Source organism: Yersinia sp. FDAARGOS_228 (genome assembly GCF_002073315.2).
In the GTDB taxonomy this organism is placed as follows: domain Bacteria; phylum Pseudomonadota; class Gammaproteobacteria; order Enterobacterales; family Enterobacteriaceae; genus Yersinia; species Yersinia intermedia.
This window is the reverse complement of sequence record NZ_CP020409.2, coordinates 98,963-115,888: the sequence shown is the minus strand read 5'-3', so window position 1 is coordinate 115,888 and position 16,926 is coordinate 98,963. Positions and strand designations below refer to the sequence as shown.

The following is a 16,926-nucleotide window of genomic DNA, read 5'->3' as shown; positions in this document are numbered from 1 at the left end:
TCGGGTCAGGTAACGCTTATTCTCATAAAGGTAACCTCATGGCCGCTAATCTCACCGAGACTGCTATACGTGGATTGAAGACTAAAAGCACGGCGTACTACGTGTGGAGCAACAGTGCTCAACGTGGTACCGGCAGGCTTGGCGTTAAGGTTCAGCCTTCAGGCAGCAAAGTTTTTTATTTCCGTTACTACGTTGAGAAAGGGAAGAAAGAGAAATTCATCCAGTTGGGCATCTGGCCTGAGATGAAACTGGTGACGGCCAATGAGCTGGCGAAAAAGTACGGAGCCTGGCTTATTGAAGGAAAAGAGCCCCAGCAAGAGCTTGAGCAACAGCGCCTGGCCGAACAGCGCATCATGCAGCTCCATCGTTCTCAGGGGTCGTTTGAAGAGCTGGTGCATGGCTACGTTAACAAAATGAAGCTCGACAACAAGCGGACCTGGGCTGATGTATTGAAGCGTATGGAGAGAGAGTGCTACATCGTTATTCCTCGTGATACCAAAGCGAAGGATGTGACACCTCTGCAGATCAAAACCATCCTCTCAGGCATTATCCAGCGTGATGCGGTGGTCCATGCGAATCGAATTCGTTCCTATCTGATGGCGGCATTTAACTACGGTCTGAAAGCTGATAACGATCCGATGAATACCAGCGTGGGCATTACATTCGGTCTTGAGGTTAACCCAGTATCGGCCATACCGAAGCAGTCTTCGGCGGAAAAAGTGGGTGATACATGGTTAACGCTGGAAGAGCTTCGTTTTGTCATGGAACATTTCTCCGAGGCGACTGGAGTGGGTCCCTTGATGCAACACTTAATCCGTTTCTGTACTTACGTCGGCGGACAGCGTCCGTTTGAAATGATTGCCAGTCAGTGGAGTGCAATTGACTGGCAGCAAAAGACGCTTCTGGTCATTGCCGATGTATCGAAAAACAAGCGTGAGCACCTGATCCCGCTGACTGAATCGGCGCTACAGGAATTAGCTGCAGTGAAAGACCTGACTAAGGAAAGTAACAGTACCTATATTTTCCCGCTTTCGACCAACGGTGAACGACCGGTACGCACTGATAGCCTGGCGCGTTCCATTATGTATTTTCGGGCCTTTAATCCTGAGCTTAAAGTTTTCACGGCGCGAGATTTACGTCGCACCTGTAAAACGCTGATGGGAGAAGCGGGGATCAGCAAAGAGATCCGCGACCGTATCCAGAATCACGCGTTGAATGACGTCAGCTCGAAACACTATGATCGTTATGATTACCTGACTGAAAAGCGTAGGGCGCTTGAGATCTGGGAAGATCGGATCAACAACTATCAGCGACAGCAGGAAAACAACGTTGTGAACTTGTTTGGGCGGAGGTAAGGGCTTGTCAAAATATGAGCTTCATTCAGCGGAAGAGCGGTATCAGCCTGGCTCTGGTGATTTGGTGCTGTCTAATAAACTGGGGATCATTGATGAACAGGAAATGGAGGCGTTGGAGTCTGGCTTGCTGCTGATGCTGTATGAGCAGCTATTTATCGAAGGCCAGCCGCCCGCTGTATTGGTATTTGAGCATATCAGTGGGTGGCATCGTCAATGGCTGGGGAATGTGTATGACTGGGCAGGGAGACTGCGTAACGCTAACCTCACTAAGGATGGCTTCCAGTTTGCTGCTGCCGACAGGATCCCGCTGCTTCTTGATGGTTTCGAGAGGCTGTTTCTCTCCCGCTCTGGTGAACTGAAATTCCTGGCTCGCCCGGACCTGGTTAGTTATCTGGCTGAATGCCACGTTGAGTTTATTTTGATCCATCCATTCAGAGAAGGTAACGGGCGTCTGTCGCGGCTACTTTGCGATGTGTTGTCGGTTCTGGCGAGGAAGGGCTTACTGGACTACAGCCTGTGGGATGAGCATAAGGCATTTTACTTCAAGGCAATACAAGCAGGTGTATCAGGGAACTACAGTCCCATGATGCAACTGGTGGGTGACATCTTGCCAGATTAACGGGCGAGGCCAACGGCTTTCGCCTGTGCCTGATTTTGTTTGAGTTGCTGCTCAATCTTTTGTACAGAAACACCGGTTTCTATCGCGGTGGAGCTGGCGACGGCGCGATAGATTTGAGTTTTAGTGATCTGTGCGTGTACTGTTTTTTTTGTCATGTGGAAAGCCTCGTTTTGCTGCATTGATTCTAGTTCGGATAGGGGTGGCTAGCAAGGCTGATATCTGTTCTCCAAATGCATAATTCAGCCGTTGGTTATCTGAGGCGGTCGGAGAGGTGAATTTGGAGTTGTACTAATTTTTGACCAAGATCACATCCTCTTCATTATCATCAGTGATATTAAAGATGATTTAATTTATTATTCAATAAGTTAATGCATTCTTAATGGTGGGTTTGATGAACTCTAATTTTGTTTCTTTATCAAAAGTTTCAGATGAGACGGTTGTCGAGAAAATTCTTGATGAGTGGTTCGCTAAGAAAATAGATTTGTTTTTGTATTTTGGCGGTAATGGTAAAAAATGCCGGTTATCAAGATGCATTTCGCCATCCTTACACATAATGGGCGAGAAACTCATCAGCGATGGAGACGAGTTCTATATATCAGCAGACAGTCCAGCCCATTCATTTTTGAAATTTATCCCCGATTTACCATTAAGTCCTCACTTAACCGTTAGTGAAGGTTTCAAACTTTCAAGGTCTATTCAGGGTAAATATTTTAATTATGAATATTCTGGGATGGCATTGGGATATTGGAAAATTGTTCCTACTCAGCTATCCAGATTCAATAATGGAAAATATATCCTTAAAGATAAAGGATCATTCAATATTCAGGATGACAGTGTAGGAGTTGTATATGTTTATAGTTTATACGATGAAGACTATCTAGTCTTTAATGAGGACGTTTTTGCTGGAAATGATGATTTATATATAGAAATAAGTGTGCTTGAATTGTTCGAAGATTCTGTAAGTGCTAAGAGTCTAGATTTGACTTCAGATGATGAAGAGCCATTGAAAAGAAAGTACTCTACAGAGAAATATAATTTTGCACTCTGTTTAGCCATGCGAAAGGTTGTTGTAGAAAGTGATGGCATTCCAATTGTCAGTAAGCTTAAACCAGATTACGACGATATGTGGAAAGCGAATATTTCAGAAAGTACACTATGCGAATGGTTTGTAAAACCTGAACCATATACAGATAAAAGGCAAAGATTTACCTTAGAAAAAAGGAAGGGGATGTATTTATTTCTTTCACTCTTTTGTAGGGAAAATAAGATTAAAAATTCCAAAGGAAAGGCATCTGCCATCGCTACCGAACTCAACAAAATGGCTGCTCAGGAGCCTTTCTGTTTCGACGTTGAGTTCACTGCAGGTGATATTAAACCATGGCTGGAAGAGCCTAAGCTAACGTCTTAGTAAGAGCTTATCCAAAAGCGTGTTCCTTCCCAATTCATCCGCTCTGACACATGATTGTCTCCATCGAAACAACAGGAGGCAATCATGAACAAATCATATACTCAACCTACCGCTGAACAGCGTTTGCAGGCTCTGCAGAACTATGGCGAACCTTCAGAACGCTTGGTTCGGGAGCAAGAGCGTCAGTACATTACATCAGTATCCCGTTCTACAGCATGGAAACTTGAACAAGTAGGGCAGTTCCCTATACGCAAATCTATTGGACCAAAATCTTGCGCATGGTTGCTTAGCGATCTTCTTTGCTGGATTAATGCTCGTTAATGTAACCGAGTTTTCATTGCGTTACTAGTTAATTGCTAATGGAAGAATTTACGTATTAAATTTCCTTTTTTAATTGGCGCTATTTTTGCTATTCCTGCTATTTGGTAGCAGGGAATAGCAAAGTAGCAGGGAAATTTATTATTTTTCTACCAAGAGAGGACGCTATTTTGGAAGAGTGGAATGACAATGTTTTTTTTGAGCAACTGCCCGATGTAGCTAAAGAGGCTGCTAGAGAAGTGCAGTATATGACACAGGCTCCAATGCCTATGATCTGTGCTGCGATATTATCTTCGATTTCGCTTAGCTGCCAGGAGTCTGTTGATGTTTTTCGGAGTAAATATCTTCATGGTCCGGTGAATATCTTTAGCATCGTAATAGCCGATTCAGGAGAAAGAAAAAGTGCAGTTGATAAACTAATTATGAAGCCGATTTATCAGTTTGAGGAGAGTAAATTTGAGGAGTACCTTGTTAAAAAAGCTAAATATGATCATGAATTAATGATCATCGGTGAAGAGGAGAAAGCCCTTTTATCAAAATTGAGGAGAGCTGTAAAAAACCAAGAGGATACGGAAGGAATTAAAATTTGCTTAGCAAATTTAAAGTTGGCTTATCCTGTTTCGCCACCCAGATATAAGTATATTTTTAGTGATGCCACATCCGCAGCAATAAAGGAGTATCTATGTGGGACATGGCGGTCCATTGGCATTATGTCAGATGAAGGTGGTGTCGTTTTTGATGGATATGCGTTAAATGAACTGCCGTTTATCAACAAGCTTTGGGATGGTTCTGTTATATCAGTAGAAAGAAAAAATGGAACTGAGGTGCCAATAAAAGATGCCAGGCTTACTTTATCGTTAATGGTACAACTTACTATTCTCCAAAGGTTTATTGAGAGGAAGGGAAAAATGGCACATGACGTAGGTTTTTTCCCTCGATGTTTAATATGCAAACCTGAGTCAACTCAGGGCTACAGGGAGATTACTGGATCTAGTATGTCGACAGTTAATTTAACAAGGTTCCACAACCGATTGACGGAAATGCTAAATGAAAGTATTGAGAGAAATATTAGAGGAGAGCGCCTTTGTTTGAAGTTTTCTTCAGAAGCAGAGAAGAAATGGATTGAGTTTTACAATATAACAGAAAAGGAAATGCAGTCTTTTGGGATTCTATTTGAATTTAAAGGTTATGCTTCAAAAATGGCTGAAAACATGGCTCGGGTTGCTGCCCTTCTACACTGTTTTAGTAGTAAAGGAGATGAAATATCTATCGAATCTGTAAAATCTGCCCATAACATTTGCGTTTGGTACATGACTCAGTATAAGCAGATTTTCTCAAATGAATCTTCGCTTAGCTCTACAGTAAATGATGAGAACGAACTTTGGTCATGGATATATAATCAATCTATTAAGGAAAGTACTGAGAGTGGAGTTCCTTATATCATGAAAAATTTCATTCGCCAATTTGGCCCCGGTAAGTTCAGAGATAAAAATATACTTAACGATGTACTAACAGCACTTGCTCTTCAGGGGCGAGTTATTGTTAGGAAAGTTGGAAGAACTATTTTTGTTGAACCACTCCAGACCTTAGGAGGAGGTGGGATTTAAATATCCAAACCTTGTTGGAGTAATGGTTTTATAACCAACTTAATTCAGTAAGCTAATTGCAGAGTGATTTTTAAACAGTCATCACAGGCTGGGGCTAACTTCATCTCAAATTTAGATGCAGGAAATGGTATTATAATGGCTATATACCCTTACTACCAAGTATTGGATAACTAAGAGTACTATTACCAATCAGTTCACAATAGGATGTCCGTACTAAGATCTGATGCCAGTATATACCCCCAACCTTGGGTAAGTATAGCCCTGCCTGTGTGGTGATAACTAATACGGTCCCCTATAGACCGTAGGATCAATTACACAGGTATATATATTATGAAAACGTACAGAGGAACACACGGATTACACAACGAAGATAATCTGGATAAAATGATTGGGGTAATTGACAACGCGAATAACGAATTTAACAGCATCATGGCTTTACGTGTTGATTTTCATTACCCCCCTATCCTTGAGGATACAGTTTGTTGCTTCCCCAATCTCGAACCAGGAGCAATATCCCGGCTCATTAACTCGTTGAATGAGATACTGGAGGCCAGCGAGCGACGCAGGGAGCGTAACGGAGTTAGGGTTCATCCCAATACCTTACGTAGTATGTGGGCCAAAGAATTCAGTAAGTCCGGGAAATGCCATTTTCATATCTGTCTGGTATTCAACAAGCAGGCTTATTACTACTTAGGAGACGACAAAAGTGAAGACTCGTTGAAAGGGATGATCACCAAAGCCTGGTACAGCGCGCTTGATCTGGAACTGGATGATTGCCCAGCACTGGTTCATTTTCCTGAGAACTGCAAATATGTTCTGGACAAACATTCACCTGATTATCTCTATAACTATGGCATGCTGTTTGTGCGCCTAGATTACCTGACCAAACTTGAAAGTAAAATTTACGAAGAGGGTGAAAGGAACTTCGGTTGTAGCCGGAAATAGCAGTCTGAAAGGTTCTGTCGCATTAAGATGGCGTCAGGTAACATGCTGTTTTTTTTAACGATGTTGCCTGCTCATGCCTCTGATACGAAAAGCTTTCAAACGCCTGCACTATCCCATCGATGTTATTGCTCAATGCGTTCGCTGGTATCTGGCTTATGCCCTTAGCCTACGCAATCTCGAAGAAATGATGGCGGAGCGCGGCGTTATTGTTGACCATTCGACGCTTCACCGCTGGGTTATCCGCCTGGTGCCGTTGCTGGATAAGGCGTTTCGTCGACATAAGCGCACCGTGGGTCGGCGGTGGCGGATGGACGAAACCTACATCAAAATCAAAGGGCAGTGGAAATATCTGTACCGCGCGGTCGATACTGCAGGTCAAACCGTCGACTTCCTGCTGACCGCTAGGCGAGATGCCGCAGCTGCGCTGCGTTTCTTTCGCAAGGCCATTCGTCATCATGGTGAACCGGAGGTGGTCACTATCGATAAAAGTGGCGCCAACACGGGGGCCCTGACCATACTCAACGCCAACAAACCAGAAGAAGAAAGGATGACCATCAGGCAGAGCAAGTACCTGAACAATCTGGTTGAGCAAGTCAACCGGAATATCAAACGTCGAATACGGCCGATGTTGGGCTTCAGCTCATTTCGACGGGCACAGACACTGTTAGCAGGCATCGAGTTGGTACAGATGATACGTAAAGGGCAATATCAGCATTACGCCGGACCGCATTTATCCCCGGCGGAACAATTTTATTTGTTGGCTGCTTAAATAACCGGCAGCGCAACGTTTACTGACTTGCCCATGCTAATGCGACAGAACCCGGCGGGAAGTGGGAGCATTTGAGGCTTAAAAGCAAAGATCCCGGCCAACTGGCCGGGATCTTTCAGTTCATTTGTTTATATATATGCTTCAACCATTCCTCAGATGAAGACCATTCATTAGGGTAATAATAACTGCAATCAATTTTGTTAAGCAGGATATCCTGTAATTCATCATCTGGCAGAGAAAGTGCCAACAGATAATCTATTTCAGCTTTCATCTGCAACCGCTCTTCCACAGTCTCAGTTGCTTTATAAGCTGCCAATGTTTCATCTGCATTACCAAACAGCACCTCAAAATCCTGGTTAAAATAACACCTTAGCAGATATGACAAAGATGGATATTTTTCGTTAATACTCATGGCGTTGGGTATCCAGTAATTATTTTATACCCTGTTGGCATTGAAGGATCTCTCGCAATGATAATTCTAGCATTCGTCACTGAAGAGACATTTGTAGAACCACGAGAGACACTAATACCAATCGGTACATTGGATTGATAATCAATCTCTAAATATCCTTTCTGGCTACCAGAAAGATAACTATCGATTTTAGCCTGATTACTATCAATAGCCTTGCTTGTGACTGCTTCAGCAGTAGCCCTATCTGTGAATGAGGATGCTGATTTAACATTACCCGTTGACACTCTATTTAATAGCTCCGTTTCTGTTTTTCCAACATGCCTATCGATTAGGTGTCCACCTGCCGTTTCATGAGCAGCTAATCCCCCACCAGGAACTATTGAGCTACTCGGTCCGCTTGGTAACTTAGCAGCCTCAATATCAGGTAGTTTCTTGCCTGGCAGGAACAGCCCCGCCAGCATTCCGCCAGTGGCTTCAAGAGCAAGCTGGTTACCTTGAGCCGCTTCTTTCACCTGTCCTGCAACCGCTGACCAGGTTTCACTCTTCATCAGGGCTTTCAGCGTATCTGCCGCAGCCTGATTTTTACCCGCCAGATCGTTTAATGCCTGAGTGCAGTAACTGTCTACCATAGCACAAGAGGTGAGCGCCATCGCTGCATCAGCGCCGTAATCTGCTCCGCCTAATATCGCATCACCTGTGTCAGCCGTCGCATTAATTATACTGTTAACGATAGCGGAGAGTGTGCCTTCACCCAGTTTGTCTCTTACCTGATCTTTCAGATTGCTCGTAACCTGCTTAACAGACTCACGGGCTTGATCTCCACTCAGCGAGTTATTCTCCACCACCGTTTTACCGGTCTGCGCGCCTGCTACTGTATCTGCTGTACTATCGCCAATCAATCCACCCGCCAATCCTGCCGCCAACGTTGCCAGTGCGGAGACCTTTTGTTTTTCTGTTTCGCTCAGTTCGCTAACGGGCTTACCATAGGCATTTAAGGCGATCATGCCTATCAGTTCACCGGTGACCGCACCACCCGCACCCACCAGAGCGTTATTACCCTGCGCTGCGGCTAGCGCGGCATTGACTACCGCATGTGCCAGTGTGCGTGACACCGGATCGTCAGGTAAAGTATCGGCGATCAGTTTAGTGAGATACGGTGCCGCACCATTCGCCAGGGCTGCCGCCATATTCCCACCCGACAAGCCTTGTACCGCCGCCGTCGCTGCCTGCATCGCACGCTGTACTGCGCCGCCGGTGCCTAGCCCTGACTCATTAAATGCCTGATTGTAAGCCGTCTGGTAAATCTGGTTATTGATATCCTCAGCCGTGGGCACTTTGTCCGGGTTGGCCTTTTTCCATTGTTTTTCTGCTGCCGCAATATCTTCAGGAGTGACATTCTTCATCCTCTCGTTCGCCGCTTTGGTGGCGATAATATCCCCTTGCGTGCGCGCGATATCCATCGCCTGACCACCAATCTCGCCAATAAGCTGCGCTTCTCGCAGCCGGTTCTGCTCTTTCTCCTTATCAAAGATAGGGCCGATGCTGCCGTTGGCGTTGTCGGTATCACGGCTCAGGTCATCGACATTCTGCTGCTGTTTACCGGTATCGCGGATAGTGATAGTGCCATCGCTGACCGCCGATTGCGTAGTACCATCGGCATGACCATCATTGCCCAGCCCTGAAAGCACTACACTCCCCAGATTACTCAGCAGGTCAGACCCCACCGGACCACCGGTACTCAGGCTGCCGCCCTGATGCTCGGCTTTGAAATCAGCTTTGTTTTCGATGTTACTGAAGCCCAGCGTACCGGTATCCAGACTGTTTTTGCTCTTGTCTGCGGTGCTGGCAATCACTGCGCCATCGAGCTGGGTATGCTCGCCGACCTTAACATCAAAGCCGCCTTTGCCGGCAAAGATACCCGTCTGCTCCTGCACACTGTCATAATTGCTGTGCAGCTTGTCTTTACTCATGCTCAGGTTGGCAGACCCCCCCCCACCAATCACCGCGACACTGATACCGCCGCTGATACTGGTTTGCTTCGAATCATAGTTATCGCTGTCTTGCTGGCTTTGCAGCAACAGGTCACGCCCCACATCGGCCTTGACACTTTCACCGCTCGCCTGAGCGCCTATCAATGACGTATCACGACCACTGTGCAGTGATAACGTACCGCCTGTGTCAACCTGAGTTTCACTCCAGAAGGTGCCGTCGCCGTGTTCTTTCCCCTGGCTCTTATTGGCGTTGGCAAAGATACTCAGGCCGCCACCAGAGCTCCCCACGCCCAAACTGACACCAATATTGCCGCCACTGCTGTTGTTACTGCCGTCGGTTTTTTGCGTGTTGGCGGCACCGAGCAGCAGCAAATCACGCGCCGCATCCAGCGTGGTATCGCCACCCGCTTTAAGCTGGCTGCCTGCAATCAGGATATCGCCGCTGTTCGCCGAGCTGCCTTTTCCGGTCGCATTGATGGTCAGATTATTGCCCGCCGTCAGGGTCGAACCACTCACACGGGTCTGTTCCTGATGTTGTTGCGAGGACGATTTCTGTGACCCTAATGAAATACTGATACCCACCATGCTGGCGGCATCACCGCCTTGTGCCTGCGCCAGTTGACCGGCCTGCACCGCCTGAATACCCGATAGCGCCGCTTTGGTGCCCTGCAAGGCAGCCAGTCTCCCGTTGGTCTCTTTTTTGGCGTCCTGTGCGGTGGTGACCGCGGTATTGACCGCACTGCCGACCGCGCCAGACAGGGCAACGGTGATGCCACTCTGTTTACTCTCGGTGGTATGTTGTTGGGACAGGTTGTTTTCCGCAGCAGTTATCGCGACATCTGACCCTTGCAGGCTGATGTCTTTATTGGCGATCACTTCGCTGCCATGAATAGTTAACTGATTTCCCGCATCAAGAGTGACATTGCCCCCCAGACTGCCCACCGTGCTGCCCACGTTGGAGAGAGATTTGCCCGTGTCAGTCGTTTTCTGGCTATTACTCCCCACCGTGACACCTATCCCACCGGTGGTCATCAGGCCCGATTTTTTCTGCTCGAACAGGTGAGACTCGTTCTCGCTCTGTTGCGCGGTGCTGACGGTGAGGTTCTCTTTAGCCCGCAGGGTAATATCCTTGTCTGCCACCACATTACTGCCGGTGACCGCGATATTGTTGCCGCTGACATCGATAGAACCCGCTGACAGCATCGAGCCGATCGCCAGTGTCTGGCTAATACTGTCTTCGGTACGTGTGGTGGTCGTCGATGCCAGCCCTTTGCTGATGCCAGTATGATTGCGCTGCGCGTCATGCTGTTCAGTCTGGGTGGTGAGCGTGACATCCCCGCCCGCCGCCAGCTTCAGCACACCGTCGGTTTCCACTGTACTGGCACTGATATTGATGTCTTTTGCTGCCTGCAAATTGATGTCGCCAGTGGCATTCAACTGGCTACCACGCAGCGTTTCATCGTAGAGATCCACGGAACTGGTATGGCGCTTGCTCGAGGATTCACCGGTGACGTGCAGGCTGTCGGTCGCCGCACTCAGGTTAATGTTTTGTGCCTGCACATCCACCGTGCCGGCGTTAATGTTAGCCCCCACTGCAGTGAGGTTGTCTACTTTAGCGGTTAGCGCACCGCCGACATTCACCTCGCTGCCCAGGTGGCGGATATGCTCACTGGTCGAACTGCCATAACCATAATTCGCACTTATCTGGTCGCTGCTTTGTACGGTATTGAGGATCCAGTCGCCGCCGGTATTGACCTGAAGATCCTTGCCAACCGTCAGGCCAGCACCTTGCAGGATAAAATCACGACCGGTATTGATAGCGGCGTTATTACTGACATTGATGCTCGCCAGCGGCCCCAAAATCGTTTGATTACGCAGCACAGCGCCATTACCGCTACTGAGTTGCTCACTGCTGGTGCGCAGGATCACATCGCGCCCGCTATCCAGTTGCAGGTTAGTGGCATTTAACCGCGCGCCGGTCAGGTCAATATCGCTGTTGAGCGTACTGAGCTGCATGTTGCCACCGGCCTGAAGTAAGCCGCCATTGCTGGTCAGGGTGATATCTTTTGCCATGTTAATGCGCAGGTCATTGCTGGCTTTAATCGCCCCCTGATTGGTGAAACCCTTCACCTCGGTGAGTTCGATATTCTCGGCAGCAATCAAGGCCCCGTTGGCCTGTAGGTCACCCGGTTTGACGCCAGCCAGATAGACCACCGGTACCAGCACGGTTTGCCCGGCAACGTCACGGCTTTCCATCAGCACGATATTGTGGGTCAATGCCGCCATCTGTTCCGCACTGAGGTGGGTGCCAAGGGCAAGATTGAACGTCTTGCTGTACTCGAGCCCCGCCGCAAAGAGCTGTTCGAACTGCTCCTGAGCGCTACGGTAATCACTGGCGACTGCCTGACCGGTCAGCGCCAACACCTGATCCCGCACCAGACGTTGTTCGTAGGCGTTATCCCCCAAACGTTTGAATATCACATCCGGGTCGTTATTCAACTGCTGAAGCACGTAATCTGACCCGCGCCAGTTGTTGAGATTGGCAAACGCCGGGTTAGTTTCCACCAGATAGCCGCCACTTACTGCACGATCTGGGGCGGCGAGGTCAGTGCGATCCACGTTGGCGGAGGGGGTATTGATACTGTCGAACGAAAGTTTGCCTTCCGGATCCGGCGCGTAGTGACCTTTATCTGTGTTGAGCTGATATAGCCCGCCATTGGGGAGTGTCAACGAAATACCGTTAAACTCGACGGCGAGATCTTTACCGGTATGGTCGCGACCACTCGGCGGCGCAATAGCACCGGGGTTGGCCCCATTGTTGATCGTTGTGCCGCTGCCACTCAGGGTTTTCGCCGTAAGACTGGAGGCATATTGGTTGGTGGTGTGCTCTCTGACCTCCGGCCCCCACGCCGTGCCCCACAAATTGCCTTTGTAGGTACGGTAGCGCCACTCACCGCTGGATGTCGTCCGTTCAATCAGGCGTTGTGCATTCCCCCAACCATCCTGGTTCAGGGTGACACCCGAAAGATCAATCTCTCCCTGCGCACTCACTTTACTCCAGAAATTTTCCAGCGTGCCCACCTGCGGGGTCAGGTTCCCCCCCGCTAACAGGTGTGCCTCAGGGCTAATGTGATCAATGCCGTTATAGGCGTAAGTCGACGTATAATTAGTGCCAATATAATCACTGTTCATCGAGCCGCCATGAGGTGGTTCAGCATAGCGACCACCCGGTACATCAGGATTGGTTGGCGACCAGTAAGCTGATCCGCTAACGGTATTGCCCGTCACAAATTGTGTATTGGCGGTGAGAATATGGCGGCGATTGGTCAGTGTCGTGGCGTAAATCAACATATCTTTGCCGGATTCGATCAGACCGGAAATGTTGAGGATCTGAGCCGCCGTCAGGTAATTTCCGCCCTTATCTTGCCCGCCCGCCAGAATGACCTTGCCCATCCCTAAAAGGGTGGTGGTCGGGGCAGTGTCAGTGCTCGTGACGAGATCACTGTTCTCAATCACCGGTGCCAGCAGGGCTAGCGTGCCGTTTTCATCGGTGGCACCCATCAGGGCGTTAGGGCCAGAGTTGGTGATACGCTCCCGCGCTTTCAGCGTGGCTTCTGCACTGATCAGGGAGCCGGTGTTGAACAGGGTGTTGGAGTCGGTATCGAGCCGACCACGGGTTAAGATCTCGCCACGGTTAGTCAATGCGCCCGTCGCGGTGAGGCTGGCTTGGGTCGCACTGATATTGCCGTTATTCAATAAACTGACCGAGTGGGTGCTGAGTTTGCCGCCCGCTAATAACTGCCCGTCATTGGTTAACGTGCCGTCAGTGCTCAAGGTTAAATCACGCCCGGCCTGAAGTGTCGAACCGGCCAGATTATTGAAATCACTCAGTAAACCAATAGTCAGATCCTGACTGGCACTGACTTTACCTGCGCTGCCATCAAACTGACCAAGATTCAACGAGATATTATTCGCCGCCAGCGCACCGCCCTGGTTATGGAGGGTTTGCCCGGCATTTGCCCCCGCATTAATGGTCAGCGTTCCAAGGGAGAGAATATTGGCGCGCTGCGTGCTGATGTCACCACTGTTGGCGGTGATGTTTATCTCGCGGGCTTGGGTCTTACTGCCGGTCAAATCAACCCGGCTACCGGTTAACGTTATGGCACCGGCAGCGATGTTTTGCCCTTGCGCATTCAAATCCTGACCGGTCGCCACCACCAAGTCACCGGTATCCGTCAGGCGGCCATTACTCTGCACACCTGCGCCCAAGAGACTGTCGCCGTCACTGTCAAGGCGCTCCGTCTGTACCGTCACGTTACCTTTGGAGAGCAGCGTGCCCGCGCGGTTATCCAGATAGCCAGCCAAATTGAGGGTGAAATCCATGATACCGGTTTGCGCTATCACCCCGCCGAGATTGGAGAGCGATTGGGCGCTAAGTGTGACCCTCTCCGCCATCAGGTTGGCCTTATCGGTGCGCAGCAGGGCGGTGGTGCTGGCCGACAGTTGCGTGGCCGCTTTTACCACGGCCTCCGTTAAGGTGATATCGCCAGATTTAGCCACAAAGTTGATGGTGTTGGCCTGAGTCTGGCTGCCAGTGAGATCAAGTTGGCTCCCCGATAGCGCCAATGCACCGGCGGCCATGTTTTGCCCTTGCGCTATCAAGGCGTGTTCAGTGCTGACCGTCAAATCACCGCTGCTGGCGCGGTTGCCGTCAGATTGCAATCCCGCCCCTATCAGGGATTGATGGGCGCTAAATAAGTCATTAGCGCGCAGTTGGAGATCCCTAAGTGCGGCGATTGAACCACTGTTGCCTACGCGCCCATCAGCCTGCCACTGCAGTGCGCCCTGAGTATAAATCGAGCCGCTGTTAACCGCGTCGCCGTGCGTAATGAGTTCGCTGTTGCCTGCGCTATACAGGCTGCCGCTGTTATCCAGATAACCTTCTGCCCGCAGGTGGACGTTACCATTGGCGGCGTACAGCTTGCCCTGATTGGTTAGATTACCGGTGGTTAACACCTGCATCTGGTCACCGCCACTGTACAGCGTGCCACTGTTATTGAGGTCGCCCTGCGTCGATAACCGCATATCACCGCGCGTTTGCATCACACCGCGGTTAGCCAGATTGCCGGTGGTGGTGAACGTCAGTTGCTGTTCGGTATAAATCTCACCGCGGTTCTCAACATTGCCGTTAACCGTAAATTGCCCGACACCGGTGGCATAGATAGCCCCCCGGTTAAACAGACTGTCGGTGCTCAAGGCCATGTCACGCCCCGCCAGCAGGGCGCTACTGTCATCAGCATTGGTGTTGCTGATACTGAGCGCGGTGAGCTGCATATCCCGCCCGGCTTCCAGTTTGTATTGGTTAATCAGGGAACCGGTAGAACTGAACACCAGATCACGCCCCGCCGTTAAACGTGCGCCAGCCTGATGAGTGAAATCACTTTGCAGGCGTATCCACAGGTCGGTCGCTGCCGCAATTTCCCCTTTGCTGTTATCCAATTTGGCCAGATTGAGCTGGATATTATCGGCATGCAATTTACCGCCACTGTTATTCAGGGTTTGTTTCGGATTTGCTGCGGCGGTGATCGCAAGGGTTCCGGGAGTGAGCACCGTCGCGTCTTGCGTAGAAACATCGCCGTCGCGGGCCGTTATAGTGATATTGCCAGCCTGAGTTTGGCTACCGGTGAGATCAACACGGCTGCCGGTTAGCGTCATGTCTTGTGCTGCGACGTTCTGCCCCTGAGCAATCAATGCTTGCCGCGTAGCGACATTCAGCGAGCCGCTTTGGGCCAGTTTGCCATCGCTTTGTACACCTGCACCCAACAGGCTGTTGCCGTTGCTGTTCAGGTTTTCAGCTTGCAGTGCGAGTTTCCCGCCAGAGAGCAAGGTGCCGCCCCGGTTATCGACATCACCCGGCAGAGTCAGGTTGAAGTCCGTAGTACCGGTTTGCGCTATCACCCCGCCGACATTGGCGAGCGATTGGGCGTTCAGCGTGACTTGATCTGCAATCAGGCGGGCGCTGTCGGTACGTAATTGCGCGGCGGTCGAAGCAGACAGATGTTGGCTGGCGGACAGGTTCGCGCCAGTGAGATCGATAGCGCCGCCTTGGGTGGTCAATGTGATATCACGGCTTTGAGTTTGGCTGCCACTGAGATTGATACTGTGCGCGTTGAGATTCTGCGCCGTACCACTGATATTTTTCCCTTGGGCGATTAACTGCCCGCTGGCATCAATGCTAAGAGTGCCGCTGGTAACACTGCTGTTGTCGGATTTGACGCCCGCACCCAAGAGAGAATTACGGCTACTGTTCACTTCTACCGCGCGCAGCGAAGTATCACCTGCCGCCGCGACAGTGCCGGTGTTATTCAACGTGCCTGCGGTGGTGAGCTGGGTATTGCCCTGCGCATAAAGCACTCCTGCGTTTGCTATACCGGCGGTGGTCTTCACCGCCAGATGCTGAGCACTGTTGATCTGGCCGCTGTTTACCAGCATGCCATCCGCCGTGATAGTGATATCGCCCGCTGATGCGCCTATTTCACCCGCATTACGCACCCCAACACCGCTTTCAGTGCCAATCAGGCGAATTTTACCGGCGTACATGCCACCCAAACTCGCCACATCCACCGCCACGGTAGGGCGGGCGCTGCCATCGGCGGCTTTGGCGGTAATATTCTGGTGCGCGGCGTCAACCTGATTGCGCCCGGCAGTGACTTTTAGATCATTGGCCCAGATACCGGCATTCACTTTAACCGAACGGGCAATCAGATCGGTATGGTCCTGACGGCTGCTGTCCAGACCTTTGCCCTGAATAACAATCTCACCCCGATCCACATCGTAGCCAGTGAGCTGGCCGTTATTGAGTTGTGCCTGACCGGTAGTTAAGGTCGCGCGGTTGGCATTAATAAAACCACAGCCTTCGCAGGTAATGCCCGCCGGGTTGGCGATAACCACCTGTGCTTTGCGGCCAGCGACCTCGATATAACCGTTGAGTCTGCTGGGATCGTGGCTGTTGACTTCATTGAGGATAATACTGGCTTCACCGCGCGCCAGCGACGGGTTTCCGCTGACAAAACCGCCAAGTTGGGTCTGGTTGACACCCTGACCGTTATTGAGGATCACCCCGCGATTATCGACATCAAACTGGCTGTAAACGTTACGGGAAACACCGCCACTGCTGGGCGTCTGGATATTGACCTGTGGCGTACCGTTGGCGCTGTTGATAATGGTCGGTTGCTGGTTCCCCGGCGCACTGGCATCGGCGACAATAGTGGCCTGCGCGGATAACGAGACGCAGCCCAAGGCCAGTAACAGACTAAAACTCAATGGCGATAAGGTACTGAAACGGCGGCGCTGAGTATGCCCAACACCGGACGACGGTGACGAGGTGGCCCGACCGGAGGCGGCGATATCGGCCACCACCATTAATAAGCCACGCGCTTTGTTGAAAACGATACGGTACAGGTTCTTATTCATAACTCATCCCAGAGTAAAGCGTTAAGCGG

General features: G+C 50.1%; 10 protein-coding genes. 7 read left to right on the top strand and 3 right to left on the bottom strand.

What is annotated here, in order from left to right; genetic code table 11:
- The first annotated feature begins 38 nt into the window (after positions 1-38).
- Together A6J67_RS00540 and A6J67_RS00535 are read left to right on the top strand one after the other, a co-directional pair.
- Positions 39-1,355 carry a tyrosine-type recombinase/integrase gene (locus A6J67_RS00540; protein WP_080608016.1) on the top strand — a complete coding sequence of 439 codons (1,317 nt, stop codon included), beginning with the start codon at positions 39-41 and terminating at the stop codon, positions 1,353-1,355.
- Between the two features lie 4 nt (positions 1,356-1,359).
- The gene (locus A6J67_RS00535; protein WP_192945358.1) at positions 1,360-1,974 is read left to right on the top strand and encodes a Fic/DOC family protein; all 615 of its coding nucleotides are present in this window, start codon (positions 1,360-1,362) and stop codon (positions 1,972-1,974) included.
- On the opposite strand, the gene A6J67_RS00530 is transcribed toward A6J67_RS00535, so the two are convergent.
- Positions 1,971-2,129 (bottom strand): hypothetical protein, encoded by a 159-nt coding sequence (locus tag A6J67_RS00530; RefSeq protein ID WP_033848754.1) that lies wholly within the window; start codon positions 2,127-2,129, stop codon positions 1,971-1,973. The two genes, A6J67_RS00535 and A6J67_RS00530, sit on opposite strands and share 4 nt — an antisense overlap.
- A 236-nt stretch (positions 2,130-2,365) precedes the next feature.
- Between A6J67_RS00530 and A6J67_RS00525 the strand changes: the two genes are divergently transcribed.
- From A6J67_RS00525 to A6J67_RS00505, 5 genes are all read left to right on the top strand, one after another.
- The gene (locus A6J67_RS00525) at positions 2,366-3,382 is read left to right on the top strand and encodes a hypothetical protein (RefSeq protein ID WP_080608015.1); all 1,017 of its coding nucleotides are present in this window, start codon (positions 2,366-2,368) and stop codon (positions 3,380-3,382) included.
- Positions 3,383-3,466: 84 nt separating this feature from the next.
- Positions 3,467-3,703 carry a helix-turn-helix transcriptional regulator gene (locus A6J67_RS00520; RefSeq protein WP_080608014.1) on the top strand — a complete coding sequence of 79 codons (237 nt, stop codon included), beginning with the start codon at positions 3,467-3,469 and terminating at the stop codon, positions 3,701-3,703.
- A 167-nt stretch (positions 3,704-3,870) separates the two neighbouring features.
- Positions 3,871-5,307, top strand: a complete 1,437-nt coding sequence (locus tag A6J67_RS00515) for a YfjI family protein (protein ID WP_105165800.1) — start codon at positions 3,871-3,873, stop codon at positions 5,305-5,307.
- A 330-nt stretch (positions 5,308-5,637) separates the two neighbouring features.
- Complete coding sequence (locus tag A6J67_RS00510) at positions 5,638-6,252, top strand: inovirus Gp2 family protein (RefSeq protein ID WP_080608013.1); 615 nt, start codon at positions 5,638-5,640, stop codon at positions 6,250-6,252.
- Positions 6,253-6,325: 73 nt separating this feature from the next.
- A complete protein-coding gene (locus tag A6J67_RS00505; protein WP_080608012.1) occupies positions 6,326-7,021 on the top strand; it encodes an IS6 family transposase in 696 nt (231 codons plus the stop codon).
- A gap of 115 nt (positions 7,022-7,136) precedes the next feature.
- On the opposite strand, the gene A6J67_RS00500 is transcribed toward A6J67_RS00505, so the two are convergent.
- The gene (locus tag A6J67_RS00500) at positions 7,137-7,433 is read right to left on the bottom strand and encodes a contact-dependent growth inhibition system immunity protein (protein ID WP_226718427.1); all 297 of its coding nucleotides are present in this window, start codon (positions 7,431-7,433) and stop codon (positions 7,137-7,139) included.
- Positions 7,430-16,897 carry a hemagglutinin repeat-containing protein gene (locus A6J67_RS00495; RefSeq protein WP_192945357.1) on the bottom strand — a complete coding sequence of 3,156 codons (9,468 nt, stop codon included), beginning with the start codon at positions 16,895-16,897 and terminating at the stop codon, positions 7,430-7,432. The genes A6J67_RS00500 and A6J67_RS00495 overlap by 4 nt, the downstream gene beginning before the upstream one ends.
- Between the last annotated feature and the right edge of the window lie 29 nt (positions 16,898-16,926).